The organism is Staphylococcus sp. 11511212 (assembly GCF_011394755.1).
Lineage (GTDB): Bacteria > Bacillota > Bacilli > Staphylococcales > Staphylococcaceae > Staphylococcus > Staphylococcus chromogenes.
In genome coordinates, this window is record NZ_JAANBQ010000010.1 from 66,267 (window position 1) to 88,367 (window position 22,101).

Sequence of the window (22,101 nt, forward strand, 5' to 3'; positions counted from 1 at the left end):
TGCGTTCACTTTTTTTGATATGAATCTTATTTACACTTTACATTGTTAAAGTGTTTTCATATAATGAACAAGTGATTTTAAAAAGGAATTCCATTAAATATTCTGAATATTTAATATAATACGGTTACTGACATAGAAAGGGAATTTTAAGTGAAAAAATTTGTAGTAATTTCAGGGTTGATGTTGTTTTCTTTGTTTTTTGGTGCGGGAAATCTCATTTTTCCACCCATGCTCGGTCATATCTCAGGAGATTTCGTTTGGCGTGCCATGTCCGGCTTTATGGTAACAGGAATCTTGTTACCGTGTTTAGCAGTGATTATTGTGGCTTATTATAACGAAGGGGTTGAAAGTATTGGGAACCGGATTCATCCTATCTTTGGCGTGACGTTTGCTTTTATTGTTTATTTAACGGCAGGGGCTTTTTATGGTATCCCAAGAGCGTCGAATGTGGCATATGAAATCGGCGTCGCACCGATTTTACCGGTACAAAATACATTTACGCTTGTAAGTTTTGCCATCATATTTTTTATAGTTGTAACATTTTTAGCGTTGTATCCAACACGTATTATGGATATATTAGGCAAGTATTTAACACCTATCTTACTCTTTATTATCGGTTTATTGTGTGTTTTAGCGATTGTGAATACCCATCATGCTCCAGGGCGTGCACAAGGTAAGTTTACTTCACAACCTGTCTTAAATGGGATTCTTGAAGGATATTATACGATGGATGTTTTAGCGGCTTTGATTTTTTCTGTTGTCATTGTGAATCAGTTTAAAGGGCAAGGGATAACTTCAGCACGACATATCACTCTACGCGTATTACAAGCGGCGATGATTGCGGCGGTTCTTTTAGCAACAGTATATATGGCTTTAGCTTGGATGGGGGCGGTCACACCAAGTAGTCACACGATTAAAAATGGCACCGCAATTTTAACCTTGCAATCCACACAAGTATTTGGAATGTTTGGCTATTATTTATTTGCATTGATTGTTGTTTTGGCTTGTTTAACGACATGCGTTGGGTTAATTACAGCATGTGCGTCATTTACTTTGCACTATATTCCAAAATTAGGGTATCGTCGACTCGTCTTGATTTTTTCAATGTTAGGATTAGTATTTACAACATTCGGACTAAATATGATTTTGAGTATTGCTGAACCGATTCTATTATTTATCTACCCGATTGCCATCGTCCTTGTATTGGTGTCACTCATTAATATGATTTTTACGTATCGATTGAGATGGGCTTACATCCTTCCGACAATGGTAACGATGCTTTTATCCATCATACAAGTCGCTCTAACCTTTAAAATAGAGATCCCATGGTTCACTTCGCTATATGAACAAATACCATTAGCGTCGGCACAACTCGGCTGGCTCATTCCATTTTTAATATGTATGATTCTCGGCTTGATGATTGATTTTACATTACAAAAGCGACGCTTACCCACTGTATAATCACATTAAAAAAACGGATTGGCGTTTCCCAATCCGTTTTTTTATGAGAGTAAGTCTTTTAATATGATTGCTTGGTTGTGTTTTGTATCTTTAGCGCCGTATAATAAAATAACATCGTCGTCACTGTCATTAACAATGGCTTTTAATTGATCAAACGCCTCTTTTTGTGCTTGGTTTTCTTTGAGTTCCTGTTGATATTTGGATTTAAATGTTTCAAATTTTTCGGCGTCATGATTAAACCATTTTCTTAATGCTTGAGAAGGACCAATTTCCTTAAGCCAATGATCTAAATGCGCATCTGATTTGGAAATCCCTCTCGGCCATACGCGGTCGACTAAAATACGTTGTCCTTGTGATTGCTTTTCACTATAAATACGTTCAGTGTGAATCTTCATAGGTCCACCTCCTTTGTAGGACTATTCCCTAGAACGTTTGAACTAATGCAAAAGGTGACACATCAAAGTGCAGGATCGATATGACAAATTTATGACACCTTCTATGTGAAAAGGGTTCTACCATATCTCTTGAAGGAGGGATTGTGCTAAAATAGGTTTATCATAAAATTATGTGGAGGTGTGCCATATAATGAATTTCATTATAGGTATATTGGTTGTACTCATGGTGATTGCTTGGATTATGGCCATTCGTGCGGGTAAAAAAGAAGGAGAGGCGGCGAAAAAGCAATTGAACTTATGGGTGATGATTGGTGCGGTATTAACAGCTTTATCATTCTGTTTAATGTTTATCGTCTCTCAAAATACGTAAAAGACGTATAGATATAGTGGGGAGATAAAAATAGGGATTAATCATTAATTCACTAAGACTATACGACATTCATAGTTAGATTTTTATTGCTAAACATACTATAATGAATTTGTAAATAAATAAGGCAACGTGCTGTCACACGTTGCCTGTAAGCCCGTTAAAAAGATGGTAGCTGTTTTGATTGTTATAAAATAACCATTAACCGCCTAAAGTTAGATGGTTATTTTTTTGGTTTTGATGACTGATTAAGACTAAACTGATGATGGTTAATAAAACCCAATCATCATGTGTTATCCAACCGTTAAACATATAAAACCCAACGTTATGTAGTCATTCCCTCTCACTTTTCTTTTTTATTATGCATTCAATGGAGCCTCTTTTTTAAAATTTCATTAAATATTTCAAAAAATGCTAAAAAATTATATAAAATAGGAAAATGTGAATGTTAAATACGGGATGGTGACATATGTTTTTCTTTAATACACTCATTATTTTAATTTTATTTTTAGTTATTGGTTATCTTGTCGGGCATGAAGAAGGGAAATTAGTTTTTTTGAAGGCGATTGCGATTGGAGCGTTACTTGTATTTCTCAGTTATATTACGATACTTATGGGGTCCTTTATCGTTTGGTTTCCAACGGTGCTTTTTTTTGGATTTTCGGAGAGTCTGTTTCAAATCGGCCTTATGACGATGTTATTAAGTGGCATTATTCAATATATCTTTTTAAAATTTATGAGCCGTAAAATTATGATTAGTGATACGCTCATTACGATCCTTGAATATTTTATTCAATGGCTTTTAATATATTTCACGTTGTATCAATTTATTGCCAACCAACTGAAAGGGCTCTCAGATATTGATGTTCACCAATTATTTTCGAATATTTTATCGATGGATAGCATCAATATTTTCATTTTGCCATCGTTACTTGTGAGCTGGATCTCAATCTCTATGGTAAGAATGAGTCGTAAACAATATCAAAATAGCAAGAAAAATGAGTCTTAAAATGTAACATTCGCGTTGCATTTTAAGCTTTTTTTATTTCAAAATGAAAAATCATATTGTTTATAAAATGATTTGATGCTACACTCTAATTGATAATGATTATCATTATCATCGATGTAAGGTTGAAAAGGAGACAGAATGATGCGTTATTTAATGAATGGTTATGTGTTATTAGCGTTTCTAACAATCCTTACTGTGTGTTCTTTATTTATTGGCGTGAGTAGTGTGCCCATTACAGCGCTCTTTCACCTCAATGAAAACCAACTGAATGTGTTATTTGCAAGTCGAATCCCGAGGACCGTCAGTATTTTAATTGCTGGGAGCACGCTCGCTTTAGCTGGACTGATTATGCAACAAATGATGCAAAATAAATTTGTAAGTCCAACGACGGCAGGCACGATGGAATGGGCGAAATTAGGTATTTTGATTTCATTAATTTTCTTTCCCACAGAGCATATTCTGCTCAAGTTATTATTTGCTGTTTTATTAAGTGTGGCGGGAACGTTTCTGTTTGTTCAAATGGTGCACCGTATTCGTTTTAAAGATGTCATTTTTGTGCCACTCATTGGCATTATGTTAGGGGGCATTGTTTCGAGTTTTACGACGTTTATCGCGTTAAAAACGAATGCCGTCCAAAGTTTAGGCAACTGGATGACGGGGAACTTTGCAGTGATTACGAGTGGACGGTACGAGGTCTTATATTTCAGCATCCCTTTACTTATCTTGACCTATGTTTTTGCCAATCAATTTACGATTGCAGGCATGGGGCGTGATTTCAGTAAAAATCTCGGTGTAAACTATGATGTCATTATGAATATCGGTTTATTTATCACCGCAACGATTACCGCATTGGTCGTCGTGACGGTTGGAACACTTCCCTTCCTTGGTCTCATCGTTCCGAATATTGTTTCAATGTTTAAGGGAGATCATCTTAAAAATGCACTTCCTCATACGGCCATGTTAGGCGCTATGTTTGTGATGTTTTCTGATATCGTGGGCCGTGTCGTCGTTTATCCGTACGAAATTAATATTGGACTGACCATTGGCATATTTGGCACAGTGATTTTTATTTTAATGCTGATGAAAGGACGTCGACATTATGCACAATAAGCCCTTAAAAAAACTCGTCATTTTAATGAGCGTGACTTTAATATTAGGTGCCCTGTATTTATTTGTAGGACTGGATTTTGAGATTTTTGAATATCAATTTAACAGTCGATTACGAAAATTGTGGCTCATGTTGCTTGTAGGTGCCGCCATTGCAGCGTCGACTGTCATATTTCAAGCGATTACGGTCAACCGTTTGTTAACACCTTCAATTATGGGACTAGATGCCGTTTATTTATTTAGTAAAGTTCTCATTCTCTTTCTTTTTGGCACGAGCTCCATTTTCATTACCAATTTTTATCTTAACTTTACAGTCACGCTTGTGGTGATGGTTATTTTTGCATTGGTATTGTTTGAAGGGATTTTCAAATACGGTCAATTTTCGGTCTACTTTATTTTATTGATTGGCGTCATACTTGGCACATTTTTCAGAAGTATCACCGGTTTTTTAGAATTGTTAATCAATCCAGAAGATTTCCTCGTTATTCAAAGTGCGATGTTCGCAAACTTTGACGGTGGCAATCCAACGTTAATGACGGTCAGTGCCATTGTGCTCGCTGTATTACTTCTCATTACGGTGGTGATACTCCCGTATTTAGATGTCTTGTTACTCGGACGTGCACAAGCGATAAATTTAGGCGTGCATTATACGCAAATGACACGATTTTTATTAATCCTCGTTGCTTTAATGGTAGCCATTGCGACAGCACTTGTCGGGCCGATTACCTTTTTAGGTTTGCTTACCGTCAACTTGGCGCATGAACTTATTAAAAATTTTGAACATCGTTATATTTTACCTGCAACCTTATGTATCAGTTGGATCAGTTTATTTATTGCACAGTGGATTGTCGAAAATGTGTTTGAAGCGACAACACAAGTAAGTATTTTAATTAACCTTATTGGGGGAGTTTACTTCATTTATCTACTTATGAAAAGGAGGGAAGCGGCATGATTCGCATTGAACATTTAAATCAATTTATCGATGAAAAACAAATTTTGACAGATGTAAGTGTGGATATACATAAAGGGCGCCTCACGTCCTTAATTGGGCCGAATGGTGCCGGTAAAAGTACATTATTGTCAGCTATGAGTCGCCTAAGAGTGTTTCAAGAGGGACATGTGGAAATTGAAGGTACAGCACTTCAAGATTATACGACGCAAGCATTATCTAAAAAATTATCGATATTAAAACAGACGAATCATACGGAATTAAATATTACCGTCGAACAATTAGTCAATTTTGGTCGTTTTCCGTATTCTAAAGGCTATTTAAAAAAAGAAGATAAAATCAAAGTAAATGAAGCCATTGAACTTTTAAAGTTGGAAGACATTCGACATCGTTATTTAAAAACATTGTCAGGAGGTCAGCGCCAACGTGCCTATATCGCAATGACCATTGCACAAGATACAGAATATATTCTTTTAGACGAACCGTTAAACAACTTAGATATGAAACATTCTGTTCAAATTATGCAAACCTTACGCGAACTCGCTGCGTTTCATGACAAAACCATCGTTGTAGTTTTACATGATATCAATTTTGCATCGGTCTATTCGGATGACATTGTGGCCTTAAAAGATGGAAAAGTCGTTAAAACTGCACCTAAACAAGAAGTCATCTCACAAACCGTTTTAAAACAACTGTATGATATGGATGTCAAAATTGAAACCATTCGAGGTCAACAAATTTGTATTTATTTTGATGAGTTACCGTGTATGTACCACCAAATGGGACAAAAAACATTCGTTTAATATTAGGAGGACCCCCATGAAAAAACTTGGTTTATTATTAATGGTTGCACTTGCATTTGTTTTAGTCGCATGTGGCAACAAAGAAGAAAAAGCGGCTTCATCTAAGAAAAGTGATGCTAAAGAAATGATAGAAGTCAAAAATGATTTTAAACTGCGTGGTAAAGCAGAGGACGGTAGTGAAGATAAAGCCTATTCAGATACAGTAAAAGTTCCGAAAAATCCTGAAAAAGCTGTTGTTTTTGATTACGGCGCATTAAAAACAATGGAAGAGATGGATCTTGAAAGTAAAGTGGCCGCATTACCAAAAGGTGAAAACAATGCGCAATTGCCTGAGTTTTTAGAGGATTTTAAATCTGATAAATATCAAAATACAGGCTCATTAAAAGAAATTAACTTTGATGTTGTAGCCAAAGTCAAACCGGATGTCATTTTCTTATCAGCACGTACAGCAAATCAAAAGAATTTAGATGAATTGAAAAAAGCAGCGCCAGATACACCTGTAGTTTACATGGGCGCAAAAAATGATCGTTTTGTAGAATCGATGAAAGAAGATACGTTGACACTTGGTAAAATCTATGACAAAGAAAGTAAAGCAAAAGCATTAAACAAAGAATTAGATCAAAAAATCGCAGAAGTTAAAGCCAAAGCAGAAAAACTAAACGAGAAAGCAATGTACCTTCTTGTGAATGAAGGTGAATTATCAACATTTGGTGCAGGGGACCGTTTCGGTAATCTTGTGTTTGACACACTTGGATTCCAACCTGTAGATGAAAAAATTAAGAAAAGTAGTCATGGTCAAAATGTCACAAATGAATATGTTAGTGATAAAAATCCAGACATCATCTTTGCGATGGACCGAGGTAAAGCCATTGGTAAAAAATCAACAGCGCAACAAGTCTTAAGCAATGATGTGATTAAAAATGTCAATGCGATTAAAAATGACAAAGTGTTAGAATTAGATCCGAAACTTTGGTACTTTGCTTCAGGTTCAACAACAACGACAATTGAACAAATTGAAGAAATCGAAGAAGGTTTAAAATTAGATAAATAAACACCATTTCATAACGAAGCATAAAAGTCGCGATATTGAGAAATTGAAAAGCCATCGAAATTTATTTTTTAATAAATTTTCGATGGCTTTTTAGGATTAGCTAAAGAATACGTTTTTGATTACGCGGAAAAATGAAACGATGAGTTGAAAAACGTCTGCTGTCATGGGTTTTGCCTCCAATCTTATGAATTTTATTTAGATGAAGTTAAGGATTCGCTTTGAACTAAATCATCAGCCAATTGATGCCAGAACTGTTGTAATTCTGCGCGCGTACGTTTTGTATCCGTACTGTCTTGACCTACAAAGTCCACGTGATCCCAATCATGTCTTGTTGGTGTCACTTGCCATACACCTTTTTGGTTTTTGTCTGTGGCTGGTGTGAATGCTTCATTAAATGGATGTTGTGAAGAAATCACGGAAACGAGACCGTCATTTTCACGCCATTCTTTTTCAGTCGCTTTACCAATTAAATTACCAGTCGCAGTGAATGGGAAGAACATGTTGTAATCTGATTTTTGTTTACCGCCAATTGAAGCGTGTGTCGCTTCACCTGTGTATGTTTTATAAACGATATTCGGATTAACCGTTGTTTTACGATTTAAATCTGTCGCCCCATCACGTGTTAAATCGTTAAATCCGTTGTCTTTTGATTTCCATAATTTAGAGTTTTGCACACGTTTTACATAGTCTGCATAAGATTCATTCGGTTGTTGTTTTAAGCCCCAATGCGCAAGGCCAAAGTCGACTCTTGAATCTTTATTACCAAATTGTTTCGCGACATCAAAGACAAGCTGACGTACAATCGGTTCATTGCCGGCTAAGTCAGAAGCGTGTGTTCCATTATGAGGTGTTCCTAGTGTTGTGATAGAGGAGACCATATTGTCATGGCCACCTTTAAATAATGGAGAAATGTCGCCCCCGTGCTCTTTTTGATAAGCGACTTCTTCAGGGCTACCATTTCTAAGTAATTCTTCTAATTGACGGATGGTTTGACCACCCATACTGTGACCGACGAGATGTACTTTTTTACCAGGTTGCCAATCCTTATAAACTCCTTCGTATGTTTTACCATAACGTTCGTGCCCGTATTTAGCTGCATGGGCTGCGCCGTAATCGACACGTCCGCCTTTGAGGTAATAGTAGAGTTCAACGGCACGATCATAGTTGCTGCCAAAGGCACTGATACTTGCTTCATAAGATTCATAACCGTTTTCTTCCAAATCTTGACGAATATTCATTTTATCGCCGCCCCAATAGTGAGAAAGCATCGCTGGGTTAATGTCATCTGTAAAGCCGTTAAAGCCGTGAACTAAAATAATCGGATCATGGTTTTTAGCAGAATCTTTATTTAAAGTGGGTGTATTCTGTTGATTTTGATTATGTAATGTCGTATTAGGTTGTGGAGCAGGTTCTGCTGCTTGTGCTGTGCTTACCCCTACAAATAATGATTCCGTGATTAAAAGTGCTGAAGCTATTACACTAAAATGTTTAAATTGCCTCGTTTTAATTTTTCTCATCGAATGCCCCCTAATTAGATAAGTTTAGATGAAGATGTTAATTAACAATCTAGGGATAAAACCAAAAACCTTACTGATAATCGCTTTGAACTGTTCCATAATAAATAGACCTCCTCTCTTCATCGGAAAAGAAAGCGCTTCCGAGAGTTTATAAAAAAAATCCCTGGTGCTAATCTAGAAAATAAACAAAATATAAAAAACTTTTTTGTGTGTATTACAATAACTTAATTTCACAATTCTGTCAATATTACCATTAAATTTAAAAGTTAATAACAAATCATACTGATATATGTAGATTGTCGATATATAGTGATTCCAAGGTATAATATATACTATTTTACATAAAATATATTAAAATTTAACAAAAATAAAAACCACCAAATTGAATAAATTTGGTGGATATTAGTATTGTTTATTCAAAGTTATTCTTAATAAAGCGCTCTAAAATAGAGATAAGTTGCTCCATATCATCGCCTTCGAAATTTAATTCTTTATAAACTTCTTCAGTGACTTCATGTAGATAATGTTGGACTTTTAGTCCTTCATTTGTTAATGAGATGTTAAGATTTCGTTCGTCATCTTCATCGCGTACTTTTTGGACTAATCCTTTCTGATCTAACTTTTTTATCAGTGGGGTTAAAGTACCAGAATTTAAATAGATACGATTTCCTAAAGTTTTAATATTAACGACTTCATCAGGTTGTATTGATTTTAAAGTAATATAAGATGTGTAGGTCAAATCGTATGACTTTAAATGTGTCGCATATTTTTTGATAACTTCTTTGGATGCAACATAAAATAAGAAACACAGTTCGCTTTTTAAGTCATCGTGTTTTAATGTCATTTTTTGGCCTCCTTGCGCTCTTTGTAATAGTATAACACTTTTTTCTTGATAGACGTGAAATCGTTACATATAATTGAATTGAACTTAATTTAATTTGGTTTTAATCTAATTATAATAAAGGATGTGTAGCGTAGAAATGAAAGAATTTAAAGAAGTTTTAGAAAGTCGACGCTCAGTAAAACAGTATGATCCGAATGTGAAAATTCCCCGTGAAGAAATGAAAGAAATGATAGAGTTAACAACAAAAGCACCGTCTTCTGTTAATATGCAACCTTGGCGCTTTGTAGTGGTGGATACACCCGAAGGGAAAGAGACCTTACAACCTTTAGTTCAGTTTAATACGCGTCAAAACGAAAGCTCTGCGGCGATGATCGTTATTTTTGGCGATATGAAAAACTATGAATATGCGGATAAAATCTATGACGAAGCCGTAGAACGTGGATATATGCCGAAAGAAGTTAAAGATGTTCAAGTGGCTAAATTTGTAGAAATGTATGAAGCGTTAGATCGTCCAAGTATGAATGATATTGTCAAAATAGATAGTAGTTTAGCCGCAATGCAGTTCATGCTTGTTGCTCGTTATTACGGTTACGACACAAACCCTATCGGTGGCTTTGACAAAGAGAATATTACAGAAGCTTTAGGGCTTGATCCAGAACGTTATGTACCAGTAATGATGATTGCAGTTGGTAAAGCCGCAGCAGAAGGACACCAATCTGTACGTTTACCTTTAGATGATGTCTTGTCATTCCGATAAAATATATTTTTAATTCAATATAAATATTTCACCTCGTATAACTATCATATTTTTAGCCAAAGTAGTACATTATTAATGTAGATAGAAAGTACGAGGTGAAAGTATGTTTGTAGAAAAAAATGTACCGATCAATATAGAGAACTTAAAAAGTGAAATTGCATCTTATACGAAAAAAGCCGTGCAATCTGAAGATAATTTAGAAGAAGTTGTTCAGTTTATTAAGTTAGAACATATATATAGCGCAGCGCTTGAAGAAATAAGCACGAAATTGCATATTTTAGACCAAGATTTCCAATTGAAAAATTCGCACAATCCAATTCATCATATGGAAAGACGTGTTAAAAAAATTCCAAGTTTACTTCAAAAGCTTGAACGTAAAGGATTTGAAGTGTCAGCTGCATCTGCACAATCTAACATCATGGATATCGCGGGTATCCGCGTCGTATGCAATTATATGAGTGACATTTACAATGTTGAACAACTGTTGTTACAACAATCAGATATTAAATTACTAAAGCGTAAAGATTACATTCAATATCCAAAATCGAATGGCTATAAAAGTCTACATATCGTGGTTTCGGTTCCTGTATTTCTTACAGATGGGACGATTGAAGCTCCTGTTGAAATTCAATTACGGACGATAGGCATGGATATGTGGGCGAGCTTAGAACATCAATTGCATTATAAATCGACCAACGGAGATAGTGAGAGCTATCGTCAAACATTAACCGAATGTGCCCTTGAAATAGGGGATGTTGAACGCAAAATGGAACGTATCCATCAAAACTTACAACAAGATCAATTGAATCAACGTTAAAAAGCGTGTCCTTCCTAAAAAAAGGAGGACACGCTTTTTATGTGAGTTGATAAAGACTGCGTTGTTTTTTAGGTAATGTATCAATAAACGGTTCAGGATCTTCAGCATAACGATTGCTGGCGCCCCCCTTCATACGTTGAAAGTGAAGGTGAGGGCCTGTAGTCTGACTCCCTGTATTGCCAGATAATGCCACGATATCCCCTGCTTTCACGACATCGCCCGCACGCACATTAAATTCATTTAAATGCATGTACCATTGATAATAAGGCTGATTCGCTTCTTTAATCTCTAAAACGTTACCGCCATATTCATCTTGAAAGGTACGTGTCACTTGGCCATCTGTTGCCGCTAACACACGCGTGTCTTTAGGTAAGCGGTAATCAACTCCGTAATGACGGTCATCACCATTAAAGCTGAGTCCACGACTATAGGTGCCAAACCCATGCGTTTTTCGATCTTGATGAAAGGCATCATTAGATTCGTATTGCTGTTGGATAGCGTCTGAATATTGTTGTATATCATTAGAATGAAAGAAAAAAAGTAGAGGTAATACTATAAGAATAACGAGAAACAGTAAAGTTGTAAAAAGCGTAGTTATTTTGTTCATAATGAGACTCCTTTTTAAAGGGTGAATAATATTGTACAAAATATCTAAGGGATGTCGCAAAAAAAATGCTCAACATGAAAAATAAACATCGAACGATGTAAATATAAACACGAAAAAGAGAATTAGTGAAAATGTCTTCATAGATTTGATTTTTACACAAAGACACGCTTTCCGGGAGTATTACAGAAATCTATTTGATTTTGTAAGCTTAAGTTGTTTAAAGTTTGGCCAAACGCAATCTAGTCAGCAATTATCATTTTTCATTATAAGAAGTTAAAACATTAATAGATGATTGGTTTCGAGCTGACGTCTTACTACACTCAATTGAGTAAACAATCAAACTTGCTGTTGTTATTAACAAGCGGAAATTATCAAATTCTTTTTACTGTTTTAAGTTGCATTAAAATAGCCATCAAATTTAGCAGAGTGTAAATTTGATGGCGTTTAAGTTATTGGTGAGCTTTATGTCCAACCATATGATTATTGTCTCAATTTAAAATTTTCTATAGCTAATTTAATCTCGTCTCTAACACGCTGAAATTCTGACCATTCTTTACCTGCTGGATCATCAAAACCCCAATGCTCTTTTTTTACGTTTGGGGGTAAAATAGGACAATTATTGTCTGCATCACTACATAATGTTACGACCAAATCTGAATGTTTTAAAATATCATTTTCAATCAAGTCTGACGTATGGTTTGAGATATCTATATCTACTTCTTTCATAGCTTCTATAGCTTTAGGATTAACCCCATGTGTTTCAATGCCAGCAGAATAGACATGCCAATCTTCACCCAATATTTTCTTTCCCCAGCCTTCAGCCATTTGGCTACGACAAGAGTTTCCTGTACATATAAAATAAATTGTTTTCTTATCCATTACTGAAGCCTCTTTTCTTAAAAAATGATTAGTGTAAGGTATAAACCAAAGAGTGTTATAAACAGGACTGGAATAGTAATGATAATTCCAGTTTTAAAGTATGTTCCCCACGAAATCTTGACGCCTTTTTGTGCTAAGACATGTAGCCACAATAATGTTGCTAAAGAACCAATTGGTGTAATTTTAGGACCTAAATCAGAACCTATGACATTCGCATAAATCATCCCTTCTTTTAATATACCTGTAGCATTAGATTGACCAATCGCTATTGCATCTATTAAAACAGTTGGCATGTTATTCATAATTGAAGATAAGAAAGCAGCGATAAAGCCCATACCCATGATACTGCTAAATAACCCATAACCTGAAAGATTTGTGAGGACATCCCCAAGAATCGTTGTAATGCCTACGTTTTTTAAGCCAAATACAACAAGGTACATACCAATAGAGAACACAACAATATTCCATGGTGCACCTTTAATGATTTGTTTGGTATGTACAGCCCTAGACTTACGCGCTAATAATACGAATATTAAAGCAATGATACCAGTAATCATTGATACGGGAATATTAACAATCTCACTTACTAAATAACCGACGAGTAAGAATAGTAATACAATCCATGAAATCTTAAATAATTTGGGATCTTTAATTGCACTTTTAGGAGCTATAAGATTTGTTGTATCGAACGTTTTTGGTATAGATTTTTTGAAATATAACCATAAAATGAAAATACTAGCCATTAGAGAGAAAATATTAGGAATAATCATGCGACTAAAATATTCAATAAATCCAATATTAAAGTAATCAGCAGAAACAATGTTGACTAAGTTACTAACAACTAAGGGCAGTGATGTAGTATCTGCAATAAAACCACTGGCAATAATAAAGGGGAAAATCACGTTTTTATTAAATCCTAGATTTCTTACCATGGCTAATACAATGGGCGTTAAGATTAAAGCTGCACCATCATTTGCAAAAAATGCTGCTACTATTGCCCCTAATAAAATGACATAAACAAACATTTTTAATCCATTACCATTTGAAGCCTTGACCATATGTATCGCAGACCATTCAAAAAATCCAATTTCATCTAATATTAGTGAAATAAGAATAACCGCTACAAATGTTAAGGTCGCATTCCAAACAATACCTGTTACTTCTAATACATCGGAAAAACTGACGACTCCTGTAATGATAGCAATGACAGCTCCAATTAAAGCGGTAATACCAATATCTAACCCCTTAGGTTGCCATATCACAAAGATTAAAGTTAAAAGAAAAATCACAACTGCTAAAATGGTCATAAACAATCACCTGATTTTATATTTTTACATATACATCTTTGATTAGATGTATTAATGATGTTTAAGTTTTGGATAATATCATCTAATACAACATGATTAAGTTGATACCAGTGTTTGTTACCCTCTTTTCGTATTGTCACTAATTTGCTATCAACTAATGATTTCATATGATGACTTAATGTAGGTTGTGAGAATTGAAAGTGCTCTAATACGTCACAAGCGCATAATTCGCCACAAGAAAGTAAATCTAATATTTCTAATCTACTCGAATCTGATAATACCTTTAATAATATTGAGAGTTCTTTATAAGGCATAAATAAACCTCCTAGTCATTAAATAGATTAACATCTATATAGATTATTGTCTATGTATTTATGTTAAATAGTTATGTGTGCAGTATTAATAACTTTAGTTATAGCACTTAAAGATTTATCTTGTTAAAGTAAATAGACAATGAATAACTTTTACATTGAAAAACGGAATTTAAGTCACGCTTCTTGGTACAGTTTTAAGAGGATAAAGAATTATTAAACTCGCTTGGCGTATTCACATTAGGAAAAATTGGGAATCAACTATTAAAAAACACTAGGATTCAGGAAATAAGAAGGATTTGTAGGAATGTAATTTAGACATTATGAAAGAGATTTAATTATCAAAGACTATTAAAGAATTTAAAGCTACTAATGCTTATTTGCTAATTCAAGTTGTATTAAAAAAGCCTTCAAAATTTATGTGAAAATAAATTTTGAAGACTATCTAAATTAAAATGGATAGAGTAATTCATCCCAATATCTATTAATTTAATCTTATCTGTAAATGAAGTTTTGTGTAGCTGCTTGGCTAGCTGATAATGTACGAGATGTAACGACGCCTGCACCGTGACCGTAGTTCATTTCAGATACTGTTACAGAACCGTTAGCGCCAACGCTTTCAACGTAAGCCACGTGTCCGTAAGGTCCTACAGATGTTTGCATGATTGCACCAGCTCTTGGAGTGTTGTTTACAGTGTAACCTGCAGCACGCGCAGCGCTTGCCCAGTTACTTGCGTTACCCCAAGTGTTACCGATACCGCCACCTACACGATCATATACGTAGTAAGTACATTGACCGACAGTGTAAAGGTTAGCACCACCAGTTGAAGTGAAACGTACAGGTGCACTTGTTTGAGCTGTTGTTGGTACTGAAGTAGACGCAGCAGGTGCTGTTGTTGTTGTGTAATTATAGTTTGTAGTTGAAGCAGTTGGTGCTTGCACTGAAGCTTGTGTATTATATGATGCGTACTGTGGTGTCGCCGCATTTGTGTAAGTTGTTGTTTGACCAGTGTATTCTGTGTAGTTTGTGTTGTCACGTACAACTGGTGTAGCAACAGTATTGTAAGCAGTAGCGTAGCTGTAATCTACAGCTTCGTTAGAGTAGTAGTAATAGTCATAAGTTCCGTTTGCATCATATGTGTAGTATACGTATTGCATTGATGGGTTCCAGTTACCGTCTAAAGTGTGGTGTTTGTTACCATTTTCGTCGATAGTGATGTAGTCATGAGTTGCTTCTGAGTAAGAAGTCGTATAAGCAGAAGTTGTGTTTTGTTCTGCAGCTTGTGCGTCTTGTGCAGCAACTCCTAAAGTAACCAAGCCGAATGTAGCGATTGTAGCAGTAGTTAATTTTTTCATAGTAAAAAGTCTCCCTATCAAATTTAATATTTATTATCGATTTTCTAAGTGCTTTTTGTAATCCTCTAGAATCATAGCATATATAATTTCTAAGTAAAGCATTGTAAACAATTTTAAGTGGTACTGTAACATAAATGAAACAAAAGACAACAAATCGTCTCATTAAAACCTATGTGGAAATATAAAATTATAAAGTTTTGTGGGATAAATTTGCTGTTTTTGAGAAAAGAAGATCTAAAAATAAACCTGAGTTATCGGGTGTGAAAGGAAAATAAAATTTTGAAATAAATTAGCCGTTTTTATTAATGGTTAATTTATTTATAGAATGTATAAAATTTATACCAAAGTCAACCCTATAAAAAAACAGACGATTTGAGATTATAATATAATAGAAGAAAGGCGTCACGTTTTTTCGTTTCGAACAAAACGGTGGATCAAATTTTAGTACTCACATTTTAAAAAAGTAGTTTTTGAAAATTAGAAAGCTAAACAGTGTTTATATAAGAGGCGAAAAATAGATCTCTTAAAAAGAATTGATACAGTTTTTATAATCAAGCGCATGCTTTTTGACATACAAAAAGAACCGATGAAGTCATTGACCTCATCGGTTCTTTATATGAGCTTGGTATTAAACCAGAGCAGTTTATTTAAGCATTAAATTATGCTGTTACCCAGTGACCAGCGCCACCAGTGTTATATAAGTGTTGCGCGAATTTATCTTGAACTGCAGCTGGAGCTTGTGCAGGGTTAACACCTACGTATGAAGGGTCAACTTGTTGTGCTACAGAATCCCATGTTGATGGTAAGAATTGGTAAGCACCTGCAGCACCTGATGAAGGGTTAACTGCTGAGTAGTCGCCACCTGATTCACGTTGTTTGATTAATTGTAAGTGTGAGTTTACACCTGAACCACTTGTAGAAGTTTGAGTTGTTTTAGGTGCTTCTGTTGCAGCTGGAGCTTCTGAAGATGCTTGTTGAGTTGTGCTTGCAGCTGTGTTAGATTCTGATTGAGTTGAAGCTTGGCTTGCAACGTCTTGGATTTGAGCTGGTTGAGCTACTGAAGTTTGTTCAGATGCTGTTTGTCCACCAAAACCATTGTAAGACCATCCGAAGTAAGTACCATCTGACCAGAAGTGGAAGTTTGTACCTTCGTATGTGAAGTTGTAATCGTATGCACCTGCTTGGATAGGTGATTCATTTAATGATTGATCGTTGTTTAATGCTTTTTGTGCTAATTGCGCTTGATCGATTGAAGATTGAGTTGCTTCACTCGCATGCGCGTCTGTTGTATGTGCAGCGACACCTGTCGCACCGATTGCTACTGCTAATGATGATGCTAATAATGTTTTTTTCATAACTTATAAATCCTCCAATAAAATATTTTTTTCATTTTCAAAAGTTTGCTTAACTAAAAATTTCAACAACCACACTCTAACAGGCTATAGAAAAGATGTAAATTACGAGTGAATAACAAAACATTACAGCCATATTTCAAATCGTACTTATGTAATATTATTGTTATTTGATTTATATATTTTAATTAATAGAAATAAGTATAAAAAGGGCGCTCATAGTTTTCAAAATATTGTCTGAAAATTAAAATAAAAATGGAGTATATTACAAATATTACAGCGTTTCATCTAAATGTAACTTAGATGACGAAAAAAAGCGCCTCAATCCATAATGAAAAATCACTATAAAACTGAAATTTCTCAAATAATGTTTGATTGCATGGATTCCCAAACCGTATAATTAATATCAATCGAGGTGAATATAATGAAAAATAAAATCGAAGCTTTACAACTTAAAGCCGCAGAGTTAACACGAGAAACACACGCATTAGGTATCCCTGTCATGATTGTTTTTGAAGGGGTCCCAGCATCAGGGAAAACACGTTTAACGAACGACTTATTACTGACTTTAGATGCTAAATATACACAATTTATTGCGACAAAAACGCCTTCTGAACATGACTTAAGGTTTCAATTTCTACAAAACTTCTGGAACACATTACCTGCTAAAGGCCATATAAATATTTACTTTAGAAGTTGGTACGCGCATTATATTGATTATAAAATTCATGAAATCAAAAAAAGTACGTTCAAAGATTACGATAAACTGAAAAATGAAATTTATGAATTTGAAACGATGCTTCGTAATGATAATCACGAAATTATAAAGTTTTACATCCAAATTAATGAAGAAAAGCGTCAAGAACATATTGCCCAAATGAAAGATAACCCGCTCACACATTGGAAAGCGCAAGAATATGAACAAGTCATTCCTACAGTGACGTATCAAGAAGAATTTCAACATTTACTTGATAAAGAATGGGAAGTCATTGACTATACACGTCGTGAACATGCCATTCAACAGATGTATGAACATTTAATAGAACGTTTAGAAAAAGCTATTCAAAATTATCATCAACGAGAAGAGAAAAAAGAAGGTGATTTTACGCCTGATTTTGATACAGACATGTTTAATGTAGACATTCAAAAAGTGAAAAAACGTGACTATGACGAATTGGTGCTTTCCTTACAATTACGCTTAAGAGAGTTGCAGTTCGCTTTGTATGAACGTAAAATCCCTTTGATTTTAGTCTACGAAGGAATGGATGCGGCAGGTAAAGGCGGAAATATTAAACGGATTCGAGAATATTTAGATCCCACAGGTTATGAAGTCAACGCCATCAGTGCACCAACCGATGTTGAGTTAAATCATCATTATTTATGGCGTTTCGCCAAAGACATGCCTAAAAGTGGCCACATTGAAATATTTGATCGGAGTTGGTATGGTCGCGTGCTCGTTGAACGTGTCGAAGGATTTGCTTCACATGATGAATGGACAAGAGCCTATGACGAAATCAATGCGTTTGAAGAAATGTGGGTCAATGAAGGTGCGATTTTATTGAAATTTTTCCTTACTTTAGATAAAGAAGAACAATTAAAACGATTTAAAGATCGTGAAGAGGACGTCAATAAGCAATGGAAAATTACAGATGAAGATTGGCGAAATCGAGACAAATGGGACCTTTATTTAGAAGCGAGTCATGATATGATTCAAAAAACGAATCAACCGCATGCCCCTTGGCTTATTGTTCCGGCTGATCACAAAAAGTCAGCACGTATAGAAGTGTTAAAATATGTCATTCAAAAATGTGAAGAAAGATTGTGGGGCGTGAAACGATATTAAAAAATACGCCTTATGTCTTATGCATTTTTAACGTATTTCTACTATAATAATAGATAAACTAATCATTCCGATGTATATTACAAAAGTTAGAAAAGAGACTGAGGAAATTTCATGTTATTTAATCACTACGAGCCATACACAGTTAAATTATCGCAACACGGGGATGACATTTTAGAAATGGTCACGATCGGAAATCATGAATCAGAAAATGTCATTGTACTTCTCCATGGCGCCATTATGAACTACAAAATTATGACCGTCTTCGCCAAATATTTGCATCATGCGAAATTAATTTTTATTAATAGTCCGGGAAGAGGCAAAAGTAGTGCGCTCACGCGAATGGACCACAACTTAGAAGACTATGCGACACGTATTAACGAAGCACTTCAATTAGAATTAGCAGGAAGCCAAATTAAACGCATGGCCATGATTGGCTATTCAATGGGTGGACTGATTGCGACAAAAATTGCGGGCTATAATACGTTACCGATTACCCATTTAATCTATTTAAATAGCGCAGCCAAAATAGATTATAAAGAATTGCGCCTCTCGAAGTTATTTTATGAGTTGATTAAAGATATTAAACCCGATCAACAAGACGGTATGATTAAGAGTATTCCTGAATTTATTTTAGAGCAAGGGGTCTCTAAAAAACACAATGATAAATTTAATTTTACGGAGTATCTAGCGCCTGTGGACGCCATGATTACAGATTTAATGTATACGTTGAAAGCAGACTACTTGGAGGATATTGATAAAATCGAACACATGCCAAAAGTGTTGTTTTTATTAGGTGAAGATGATGTCATTTTCCCAAACAAAGACTCTGCGATTACAGTTGAAAAATTTGAAGCGCGCAATGCCGAGGTGAAGTCGATTATTTATCCTGAAGTAGGCCATCTTGATTTTCTACGTGTGTTAGATCAAGATGCCGGCAATAATTTAGGGAGTATTGAATACAACATTAATATGTGGTTGAATATGGGGGAGTAGGACAGTAAACCGTCTTACTCCTTTCATTTTCTATCCTAAAATGAGGAGGAACGGGAACATGTGGATTGATATTACGCATCAACTTTCAAAAGACTGGGCCCCTTGGCCGGGAGATCCTGCTTTTGAACTTCAATTTTTTGAAACGAAAGCGAATAACGGGGCAACGAACATTGCAAAATTAGCGGGAAGTACCCATATTGCAACGCATGTGGATGCGCCACGACATGTCGATGATAAAGGGGCTACCGTTGATCAATTGCCAATAGACCCCTTTATTGGTCGAGCGACGGTTATTGAAATTTTAGACACACCAAGAATTGATGAATCTATATTAAAAGAGGAAGTAATTGAAGGGGAAATCGTTTTATTTAAAACCCAATCCCACTCTAATCCGAGTCAATTTCCTGAAACGGTCCCTGTGCTCACCACTGATGCCATTGATTTTTTAGCTCAGCAAGGTGTGCAAGTGATTGGAGTGGACGTCCCCTCCATTGATCCTATCGACTCAGAGAGCCTTGAAAATCATCATCATATGATAAACAACGAGATATTTAATATTGAGAATTTGCGGTTAGCGCATGTTTCACCAGGGGTGTATGACTTTATAGGATTGCCTTTAAAAATTGTCGGGGGTGACGCCTCTTATATCCGTGCAGTCCTCCGTCCTCTCCACTCATCACAGGATAGAATATGATACAATAATGAATATTTTCATAAAGAATCGAGGAAAAAAGTATGGAAAAGCAAGGAAAAACGCCATCCATGCCGATATTGTTCATTATTTTACTCGGGACAATGACAGCATTTGGCCCTTTATTATCTGATATGTATAGTCCAGCGTTACCCCTTGTCCAAAAAGATTTAATGACGACAACTTCACAAACACAGTTGACGTTATCTATTGCGATGATTGGGATCGCATTTGGACAGTTTATTTTTGGAGTGATGGCTGACCGCGTTTCACGTCGTAAATTAGCCCTCTCCATTTTAGTGTTACTCATCGTGGCTTCTCTGATTATAGCGATGAGTGCTTCAGTGCAGTTGTTATTGGTATTACGGTTTATCCAAGGTTTGGCTGGAGGAGGTGCCATCGTTATTGCGCGTGCGACAGCCGGTGAAAGTTTAAAAGGGGCGCATCTTAGCCGCTTCTTCACGGCACTCATGGTCGTTAATGGGATTATTTCGATTTTAGCGCCACTCGCCAACGCCGTGTTACTTTCCATTGGGTCATGGCGTTACATCTTTTTAGCGTTGGCAGGGATAGGGGTGCTCTTATTTATAGCTGTTGCGCTTCATCCCCATATGAAAAAAGTCCAACAAACACAGACGAAACAAATGAAACTCTCACTTGTTTTTAAAGATTTTGGTCGTTTGATGAAGGCTCCTTCCTTCGTCTTGCCGATGCTTTTACAAGGTGTGACGTATATTATGATTTTCAGTTTTGGGGCGGGCGCGCCATTTATTACACAAAATGTTTACGGCATGACGCCACAATCATTTAGCTTATTAATGGTCTTCATTGGCATTGGCCTTATTATTTCAAGTCAACTTTCAAACCTTTGTTTACGTTGGTGGTCACAACTGAGTGTTTTAACATTATTTATGATGATTCAAGTGTTAGGCGCCATCATGACGATTATTGTGTTACTTTTACATTTACCACTGGCTATGTTAATTATCACTTTATTTTTTGCAGTGACGCCAGTAACGGCGATTGGACCGCTCGCGTTTTCATTAGCGATGCAAATGCGAACAGGGGGTAGCGGAAGTGCGTCTAGCCTTTTAGGATTAGTGCAATTCATTTTAGGAAGTGCCATTGCGCCATTGATTGGGATTCAAGGCCCAGAAAGTGTGGTTCCGTACAGTGTTGTATTAGGGGCGACTGTTGTTTTATTACTCACACTCGGACATTTAACTTATCATCGATTAAAACATCAAATTGCATCATAAAGACACAGGACGAGTATTCATCTAAAGTTAGAAAGCCATCAAAAATTATCTGAGAATAAATTTTGATGGCTATTTTTATATTATCAAGCGTCGTAAGGGATGTTGTTTAACGCTTGAAATGGTAGGGTCTGTAATGTGGAAAGTTGGTTTAGGGTATCAGTGAGTCGACTATGCCAAATATCAAAGTTTAACTGAGGCAGATATTGTGATTGTGGCGTCCAACCAAAGTATTGCGCAGAGGCATAAATGAGACCTATGCCGACAATAGCGCGTAATAAAGTTTTCATAAATTCACTTCCTTTAAGTTCTTATATGTCTACTATACAGGTTGAAAAAGCGCATAGCATGGGGCTTTTGGAATATATTATTCTCAACCTAAAGAAGGAGTAATGTCAGTGATGTGTTAAAAATAGAATTATAAATCAC

General features: G+C 35.7%; 22 protein-coding genes and 1 pseudogene. 13 read left to right on the plus strand and 10 right to left on the minus strand.

What is annotated here, in order from left to right:
- Positions 1-150: 150 nt before the first annotated feature.
- Entirely contained in the window at positions 151-1,461 is a 1,311-nt protein-coding gene (gene brnQ, locus G8Y84_RS08390; protein WP_103159505.1) for a branched-chain amino acid transport system II carrier protein, read from the plus strand.
- Positions 1,462-1,502: 41 nt separating this feature from the next.
- On the opposite strand, the gene G8Y84_RS08395 is transcribed toward brnQ, so the two are convergent.
- Positions 1,503-1,856: a DUF488 domain-containing protein gene (locus G8Y84_RS08395; RefSeq protein ID WP_103159504.1), complete on the minus strand. Its 354-nt coding sequence runs from the start codon at positions 1,854-1,856 to the stop codon at positions 1,503-1,505.
- Positions 1,857-2,046: 190 nt separating this feature from the next.
- Here G8Y84_RS08395 and G8Y84_RS08400 point away from each other — a divergent pair, with 190 nt between their 5' ends.
- The 6 genes from G8Y84_RS08400 to G8Y84_RS08425 all read left to right on the plus strand — a co-directional run bounded on the left by G8Y84_RS08400 (position 2,047) and on the right by G8Y84_RS08425 (position 7,142).
- Positions 2,047-2,226, plus strand: coding sequence for a hypothetical protein (locus G8Y84_RS08400; protein ID WP_037575940.1), 180 nt, complete (start codon positions 2,047-2,049; stop codon positions 2,224-2,226).
- 466 nt (positions 2,227-2,692) lie between these two features.
- On the plus strand, positions 2,693-3,232 hold the full coding sequence (locus G8Y84_RS08405) for an SA1002 family membrane protein (RefSeq protein ID WP_037575938.1): 540 nt from the start codon (positions 2,693-2,695) through the stop codon (positions 3,230-3,232).
- A gap of 141 nt (positions 3,233-3,373) precedes the next feature.
- A complete protein-coding gene (locus G8Y84_RS08410) occupies positions 3,374-4,342 on the plus strand; it encodes an ABC transporter permease (protein ID WP_037575933.1) in 969 nt (322 codons plus the stop codon).
- On the plus strand, positions 4,332-5,291 hold the full coding sequence (locus G8Y84_RS08415; RefSeq protein WP_037575931.1) for an iron chelate uptake ABC transporter family permease subunit: 960 nt from the start codon (positions 4,332-4,334) through the stop codon (positions 5,289-5,291). Before G8Y84_RS08410 ends, G8Y84_RS08415 begins: the two co-directional genes overlap by 11 nt.
- Positions 5,288-6,091, plus strand: coding sequence for an iron ABC transporter ATP-binding protein (locus G8Y84_RS08420; protein ID WP_051604992.1), 804 nt, complete (start codon positions 5,288-5,290; stop codon positions 6,089-6,091). Before G8Y84_RS08415 ends, G8Y84_RS08420 begins: the two co-directional genes overlap by 4 nt.
- Positions 6,092-6,107: 16 nt before the next feature.
- Positions 6,108-7,142, plus strand: coding sequence for a ferrated catecholamine ABC transporter substrate-binding lipoprotein SstD (locus G8Y84_RS08425; RefSeq protein WP_037575928.1), 1,035 nt, complete (start codon positions 6,108-6,110; stop codon positions 7,140-7,142).
- 191 nt (positions 7,143-7,333) lie between these two features.
- Here G8Y84_RS08425 and lip read toward each other — a convergent pair.
- Both lip and G8Y84_RS08435 read right to left on the minus strand, forming a co-directional pair.
- Positions 7,334-8,530: pseudogene (lip, locus tag G8Y84_RS08430) on the minus strand (YSIRK-targeted triacylglycerol lipase); the annotation flags it as partial.
- A gap of 541 nt (positions 8,531-9,071) precedes the next feature.
- Complete coding sequence (locus tag G8Y84_RS08435) at positions 9,072-9,503, minus strand: MarR family winged helix-turn-helix transcriptional regulator (RefSeq protein WP_037575924.1); 432 nt, start codon at positions 9,501-9,503, stop codon at positions 9,072-9,074.
- 136 nt (positions 9,504-9,639) lie between these two features.
- Between G8Y84_RS08435 and G8Y84_RS08440 the strand changes: the two genes are divergently transcribed.
- Together G8Y84_RS08440 and G8Y84_RS08445 are read left to right on the plus strand one after the other, a co-directional pair.
- Entirely contained in the window at positions 9,640-10,260 is a 621-nt protein-coding gene (locus G8Y84_RS08440) for a nitroreductase family protein (RefSeq protein WP_105963345.1), read from the plus strand.
- Positions 10,261-10,363: 103 nt separating this feature from the next.
- Positions 10,364-11,077 carry a GTP pyrophosphokinase gene (locus G8Y84_RS08445; RefSeq protein ID WP_037575919.1) on the plus strand — a complete coding sequence of 238 codons (714 nt, stop codon included), beginning with the start codon at positions 10,364-10,366 and terminating at the stop codon, positions 11,075-11,077.
- 37 nt (positions 11,078-11,114) lie between these two features.
- On the opposite strand, the gene G8Y84_RS08450 is transcribed toward G8Y84_RS08445, so the two are convergent.
- From G8Y84_RS08450 to G8Y84_RS08475, 6 genes are all read right to left on the minus strand, one after another.
- A complete protein-coding gene (locus G8Y84_RS08450) occupies positions 11,115-11,684 on the minus strand; it encodes a M23 family metallopeptidase (protein WP_051604991.1) in 570 nt (189 codons plus the stop codon).
- Positions 11,685-12,164: 480 nt separating this feature from the next.
- Complete coding sequence (arsC, locus tag G8Y84_RS08455) at positions 12,165-12,563, minus strand: arsenate reductase (thioredoxin) (RefSeq protein ID WP_037575917.1); 399 nt, start codon at positions 12,561-12,563, stop codon at positions 12,165-12,167.
- Positions 12,564-12,580: 17 nt separating this feature from the next.
- On the minus strand, positions 12,581-13,870 hold the full coding sequence (gene arsB, locus G8Y84_RS08460) for an arsenite efflux transporter membrane subunit ArsB (protein WP_037575915.1): 1,290 nt from the start codon (positions 13,868-13,870) through the stop codon (positions 12,581-12,583).
- On the minus strand, positions 13,867-14,184 hold the full coding sequence (locus G8Y84_RS08465; protein WP_037575913.1) for an ArsR/SmtB family transcription factor: 318 nt from the start codon (positions 14,182-14,184) through the stop codon (positions 13,867-13,869). The genes arsB and G8Y84_RS08465 overlap by 4 nt, the downstream gene beginning before the upstream one ends.
- Positions 14,185-14,676: 492 nt before the next feature.
- Entirely contained in the window at positions 14,677-15,537 is an 861-nt protein-coding gene (locus G8Y84_RS08470) for a CHAP domain-containing protein (protein ID WP_037575911.1), read from the minus strand.
- Between the two features lie 659 nt (positions 15,538-16,196).
- On the minus strand, positions 16,197-16,892 hold the full coding sequence (locus tag G8Y84_RS08475; protein ID WP_105963346.1) for a transglycosylase family protein: 696 nt from the start codon (positions 16,890-16,892) through the stop codon (positions 16,197-16,199).
- Between the two features lie 421 nt (positions 16,893-17,313).
- Between G8Y84_RS08475 and G8Y84_RS08480 the strand changes: the two genes are divergently transcribed.
- The 4 genes from G8Y84_RS08480 (at position 17,314) to G8Y84_RS08495 (ending at position 21,675) form a co-directional block, all read left to right on the plus strand.
- Positions 17,314-18,732: a phosphate--AMP phosphotransferase gene (locus G8Y84_RS08480; protein ID WP_037575901.1), complete on the plus strand. Its 1,419-nt coding sequence runs from the start codon at positions 17,314-17,316 to the stop codon at positions 18,730-18,732.
- A 111-nt stretch (positions 18,733-18,843) separates the two neighbouring features.
- The gene (locus G8Y84_RS08485) at positions 18,844-19,725 is read left to right on the plus strand and encodes an alpha/beta fold hydrolase (protein WP_037575900.1); all 882 of its coding nucleotides are present in this window, start codon (positions 18,844-18,846) and stop codon (positions 19,723-19,725) included.
- Between the two features lie 58 nt (positions 19,726-19,783).
- Complete coding sequence (locus G8Y84_RS08490; RefSeq protein WP_037575898.1) at positions 19,784-20,419, plus strand: cyclase family protein; 636 nt, start codon at positions 19,784-19,786, stop codon at positions 20,417-20,419.
- A 41-nt stretch (positions 20,420-20,460) separates the two neighbouring features.
- Complete coding sequence (locus G8Y84_RS08495; protein ID WP_037575896.1) at positions 20,461-21,675, plus strand: Bcr/CflA family efflux MFS transporter; 1,215 nt, start codon at positions 20,461-20,463, stop codon at positions 21,673-21,675.
- Positions 21,676-21,758: 83 nt separating this feature from the next.
- Here the strand turns inward: G8Y84_RS08495 and G8Y84_RS08500 are convergent, their stop codons facing one another.
- Complete coding sequence (locus tag G8Y84_RS08500; protein ID WP_105965720.1) at positions 21,759-21,962, minus strand: hypothetical protein; 204 nt, start codon at positions 21,960-21,962, stop codon at positions 21,759-21,761.
- Positions 21,963-22,101 lie beyond the last annotated feature (139 nt).

What these genes read in the sequence shown, in the direction of transcription:
- G8Y84_RS08450 (WP_051604991.1), bottom strand. Translation starts at nt 11,684, where the DNA reads ATGAACAAAATAACTACGCTTTTTACAACTTTACTGTTTCTCGTTATT.
- G8Y84_RS08485 (WP_037575900.1), top strand. Translation starts at nt 18,844, where the DNA reads ATGTTATTTAATCACTACGAGCCATACACAGTTAAATTATCGCAACAC.
- G8Y84_RS08465 (WP_037575913.1), bottom strand. Translation starts at nt 14,184, where the DNA reads ATGCCTTATAAAGAACTCTCAATATTATTAAAGGTATTATCAGATTCG.
- G8Y84_RS08395 (WP_103159504.1), bottom strand. Translation starts at nt 1,856, where the DNA reads ATGAAGATTCACACTGAACGTATTTATAGTGAAAAGCAATCACAAGGA.
- arsC (WP_037575917.1), bottom strand. Translation starts at nt 12,563, where the DNA reads ATGGATAAGAAAACAATTTATTTTATATGTACAGGAAACTCTTGTCGT.
- G8Y84_RS08495 (WP_037575896.1), top strand. Translation starts at nt 20,461, where the DNA reads ATGGAAAAGCAAGGAAAAACGCCATCCATGCCGATATTGTTCATTATT.
- G8Y84_RS08475 (WP_105963346.1), bottom strand. Translation starts at nt 16,892, where the DNA reads ATGAAAAAAACATTATTAGCATCATCATTAGCAGTAGCAATCGGTGCG.
- G8Y84_RS08425 (WP_037575928.1), top strand. Translation starts at nt 6,108, where the DNA reads ATGAAAAAACTTGGTTTATTATTAATGGTTGCACTTGCATTTGTTTTA.
- G8Y84_RS08480 (WP_037575901.1), top strand. Translation starts at nt 17,314, where the DNA reads ATGAAAAATAAAATCGAAGCTTTACAACTTAAAGCCGCAGAGTTAACA.
- G8Y84_RS08440 (WP_105963345.1), top strand. Translation starts at nt 9,640, where the DNA reads ATGAAAGAATTTAAAGAAGTTTTAGAAAGTCGACGCTCAGTAAAACAG.
- G8Y84_RS08435 (WP_037575924.1), bottom strand. Translation starts at nt 9,503, where the DNA reads ATGACATTAAAACACGATGACTTAAAAAGCGAACTGTGTTTCTTATTT.
- G8Y84_RS08470 (WP_037575911.1), bottom strand. Translation starts at nt 15,537, where the DNA reads ATGAAAAAATTAACTACTGCTACAATCGCTACATTCGGCTTGGTTACT.
- G8Y84_RS08445 (WP_037575919.1), top strand. Translation starts at nt 10,364, where the DNA reads ATGTTTGTAGAAAAAAATGTACCGATCAATATAGAGAACTTAAAAAGT.
- G8Y84_RS08415 (WP_037575931.1), top strand. Translation starts at nt 4,332, where the DNA reads ATGCACAATAAGCCCTTAAAAAAACTCGTCATTTTAATGAGCGTGACT.
- G8Y84_RS08420 (WP_051604992.1), top strand. Translation starts at nt 5,288, where the DNA reads ATGATTCGCATTGAACATTTAAATCAATTTATCGATGAAAAACAAATT.
- G8Y84_RS08500 (WP_105965720.1), bottom strand. Translation starts at nt 21,962, where the DNA reads ATGAAAACTTTATTACGCGCTATTGTCGGCATAGGTCTCATTTATGCC.
- arsB (WP_037575915.1), bottom strand. Translation starts at nt 13,870, where the DNA reads ATGACCATTTTAGCAGTTGTGATTTTTCTTTTAACTTTAATCTTTGTG.
- G8Y84_RS08405 (WP_037575938.1), top strand. Translation starts at nt 2,693, where the DNA reads ATGTTTTTCTTTAATACACTCATTATTTTAATTTTATTTTTAGTTATT.
- G8Y84_RS08410 (WP_037575933.1), top strand. Translation starts at nt 3,374, where the DNA reads ATGCGTTATTTAATGAATGGTTATGTGTTATTAGCGTTTCTAACAATC.
- G8Y84_RS08400 (WP_037575940.1), top strand. Translation starts at nt 2,047, where the DNA reads ATGAATTTCATTATAGGTATATTGGTTGTACTCATGGTGATTGCTTGG.
- G8Y84_RS08490 (WP_037575898.1), top strand. Translation starts at nt 19,784, where the DNA reads ATGTGGATTGATATTACGCATCAACTTTCAAAAGACTGGGCCCCTTGG.